This is a genomic window from Rufibacter ruber, assembly GCF_001647275.1.
GTDB classification, from domain to species: Bacteria; Bacteroidota; Bacteroidia; order Cytophagales; family Hymenobacteraceae; genus Nibribacter; species Nibribacter ruber_C.
The window spans coordinates 1-3,681 of sequence record NZ_LRMM01000137.1 but is presented as its reverse complement, the minus strand read 5'-3'; the positions used below and the strand labels follow the sequence as shown (position 1 = coordinate 3,681).

The following is a 3,681-nucleotide window of genomic DNA, read 5'->3' as shown; positions in this document are numbered from 1 at the left end:
CCAGCTGGCCCAGAAGTCCACGTACAGCACCTTGCCCCGCTTCTTGGCCATCAGCTCCTCCAGGGGGAGCGTGGCGTCCTTCTGCCCCAGCAGCTGGTTCCCTGCAAAGTTCTTGTTGATGGACTCCCGGTAGGCCAGCTCCTCCTGCAGGTGCCTTGTGAAATCGGTATCTGGGTAGCGGGCGGCGTAGCCTAAAAGCTGCTCTTTGTGGTTGGCCAACTTTTGATTGCCTGGATTTTTAAGGAGCAGGTACTGCACAGGTTCTACCAGGGAACTGTCAAAGAAGCTTTTTGCTAGAGTTAGGTTGGTTTCGAAATCTTTAGCTGAGGCCCACTCTGCGTCCTTGCGCTTAATAGCAGAGGCAGTGATAAAACCCAAATTCAAAGAGGAGGCGGCAACAAACCTGAAGCGAGGAAAATAATAAGAGAACCGGTTCTGACTTTGCAGGTACTTGGCCAATTGGTCATAATAGGATTTCAATTCTCCCTCTGGCCCTCCCATACTGGAAACCACCCGAAATTTTTCGAACATTTCATGGTGAAGCAGGAACTGCCTAGCTATGCTTTGCACCTCAGGCCGAAGCAAGGGGTTCGCTGAGTATTCTTTAAAAAAAGTTTGTTCTTTTTTAACCCTGTCTTCCAGAATGGAATCTCTTTTTGCAAAGGACTTCTCCTGCATTATCTTGTAGACCGAAGAAACCGTAAAATCCCCCTTGCCTGCTTTTACCATAGAGGTAAACAGGTTCAGTTCAGCGTCCCTAGTAGGAATGCCTGTCTCAAGCACTAGCCACCCCATACTGTCTAGTCCCACCTGTATCCTATCATTTGGAAGGACTATAAAAGGAGCACTCCCTTTGTCAGTATTATATAATACATGGAAGTTGCGGAAAGAAATCTGTAGGCTATCACCAACATTGCTTAATAAAACAAGGTTATCTAAGTAATCATGGAACTGGAGCAAAGGCTTCATTTTACCTCTTTTCTTCAGAATTAATGTAGCCGTAGTGAGGGGGGCATAACCGCTGGTTGTGTCTTGCAATACTAGGGGCGCACTATGCTCTTCTTTATTTTGGCATTTAACATCATAGCTGAAAAAAAATAAATAAAGCAGAAGGAGGAGAGAAGTTATTTTCATAAAATCTGGATTTTGACACTACAAAGTGCCCCCTGATTTACAGAATCAGAGGGCACTGAATGTATTTTCTAATGCTTAGTAACAAGTGTAGGTTCCTCGGCATGTAGGACACTCACCATTCACTCTTCTCATTGCAAAATCAGTTGCAGCAGCATGGGCTTCTGTTTCTGACAAGTTACAAGTGTACCCTGTTTGCACACCGTTCTCTATATATACAGCGCAGCAGTTTCCTCCTCCCCCAGGCTCCAATGTCTCTGTATCCCCTGGCCCGCCCCCTATTACCATCTTCAATTCATTTCTAGATAATAAATTCATATTTACGTCTGCTTTTGTAGATCAATAAGTAGCAAAAATTTTAATTTTACATTTGGATAGTTTTTGCTTACGGCTTTGGTGGGCAGAGCTCTGTTTCATTCTCTAAATGAAGATTTTATTGAGCAGTCATCATTATACAAGAAAATACTTGGGATATTATTATTATAATTATTACTATTATTACTGCCTTTAATCTCACTAATTACCATGATTAGCACCTATGCTAGCTGGAGGCGCTTGTATAGGTGGTGGGGACTGAATGTTTGGTTTGACCTTCTTACTGTTTGCCGTAAGCTTATCTAAAAGTCCCTCAACACGGGTAATCTGACTTGGCCTTGGAGCATTAGAATAAGCTATTTTATGCTGTCTGTCAAAGATAATATATCTAGGGATACTAGTTACTTGCAGGGTCTCCTCTAAAATCTTTCTAGTTTCCTCTGTTGCTATGAAGCTATAATTATTTTGCTGTTTATATAAGTTAACATCCTTTACCCATTTATTGGCATCTTTGTCAATAGATAAGTACACCAAAGCAACATCATTTTTATGCAACAAATTATATAACTGCTCGCTGTATTTGAATTCTGCTTTACAAGGAGCACACCAGGAAGCCCATAAATCTAAATAAACTCCTTTACCTATATTAGCTTTTAGAATTTCTTTAAAAGCGACTTGTTTATTATCAACAGTTTTAAAAACGGCATTTGCTAAAGCCTCTGGAACATCTTTATATTGTGGCTTGCCAAAAAAATTATTAAACTCAATAATATCCCTTAACTCCTTATCTTCAACTATAGATAAGGCTTGTTCATATAGCTTCTCAAATCGATCATCAAACTTCATGTTAGACATGTTGGCGTAGTAAACAATTAGATCTCTAAGTTGATTGTCTCGCATTTTACCTTTAAAATACTGTAAAGTAGTGGTATAGATATCTAAGAAATGCTCATAAGAAAAGGGTTTCAAATCAGGGTTACCCAAAATAAAGTAGTGGTAATTCCATAGACAAGAAGCGTAAGCACTGAAACCTAATAGTTTTTCATCATGAAAGTTCATGTGCAAATATTCTTTGTAATACTCCTTGCGGATGGCATTTCTATTTATTCTTCTATCTCTGAACGGCTGTGCCAAATCGGCAACGTATTCATAATAATTTTTATCTGTTAGAAACTTGTAATATGTTTCACTTATAGGATACTTCTTAGCCAGTTTACTTATAAATTTTATTTGATTCTGGCAGTACCTAAACCTTTCTGCTTTATATTCCATTAAATCATTATAATCCTGATGATGTGGCATCTTCTGATCCGTCTCTTTCTCTAGAATAAAGGAAAACATATAGTTACTACTGTTTTTACCCTTGACTGCTTTTACTTCTCTAACTTTATGGCTGCTCCAATCCACATCAAGGTTTAAAAGAACTGAGTCTCCTGGTTGAACAAAGAAAAAGTGCTCTAATATTCTAACATGAGTCGGTTGCTTCAAATCAAATTCTAAATACCCTTCTCCCCCTTTTATTACACAGGAATCAAGAAACTCTACCCGTTGCAAATGAAAGTTAAGCCAATCTGCCCCCATGAGCACAGGCGCATCATTGTTATTTGCTATTATTTTTATTTTTACGTTTTGAGCAACTACCGAATTGGTAATTAGCATTAGAGTCATTAGCAGAATCAAGGAAAAAATCTTCATATCTAGAAAGTTAATTAGAGATGAAAGTGGCTGTTTCAAAATTAGAAACAGCCACTCCATTTATTTTTATTTGACTTTAATTAGCAAAGAGTTCCAGTTGAGCAGTCATAGCTACGGCAATGTTGACCTGGTGCATGCTCATGTCCTGCAGTACTACAAGACCCGGCACCATAGTGTTGCAATTTGCCATTATTGTCGAGAACGCATGACACCCACAAGACCCTCCACCAGGCTCCAAGGTATCTGTATCCCCTGGGCCACCCCCTACTATCATCTTCAATTCATTTTTAGTCAAAAGATTCATATTGTTGTCTGCTTTTGTAGATCAAAAAGCAGCAAAAAATTTTAATTTTACATTTGGATAGTATTTGCTTACCGCTTTGGTGGGCAAGGACCTGGTTCAGCTGCCCCTGGGGCGGCTGTTCTACCTAAGCAGCTTACCCAGCTCCTTCTCCAGCAGGTCCGGCTCGCTGGGGCGGGGGGCGTTGGCGTTCACGATCCTGCCTGCCTTGTCAATGAGGAGGTAGCGGGGGATGGCCT

At 40.3% G+C, this 3,681-nt stretch carries 2 protein-coding genes; both read right to left on the bottom strand.

Features of this window, described 5'->3' with window-relative positions; genetic code table 11:
* Window positions 1–531 (bottom strand): thioredoxin domain-containing protein (locus A8O25_RS22100; protein ID WP_153042876.1); only part of this gene is annotated, 531 nt, incomplete at its 3' end.
* Between the two features lie 1,116 nt (window positions 532–1,647).
* Complete coding sequence (locus A8O25_RS22095; protein WP_161947815.1) at window positions 1,648–3,141, bottom strand: TlpA family protein disulfide reductase; 1,494 nt, start codon at window positions 3,139–3,141, stop codon at window positions 1,648–1,650.
* Window positions 3,142–3,681 lie beyond the last annotated feature (540 nt).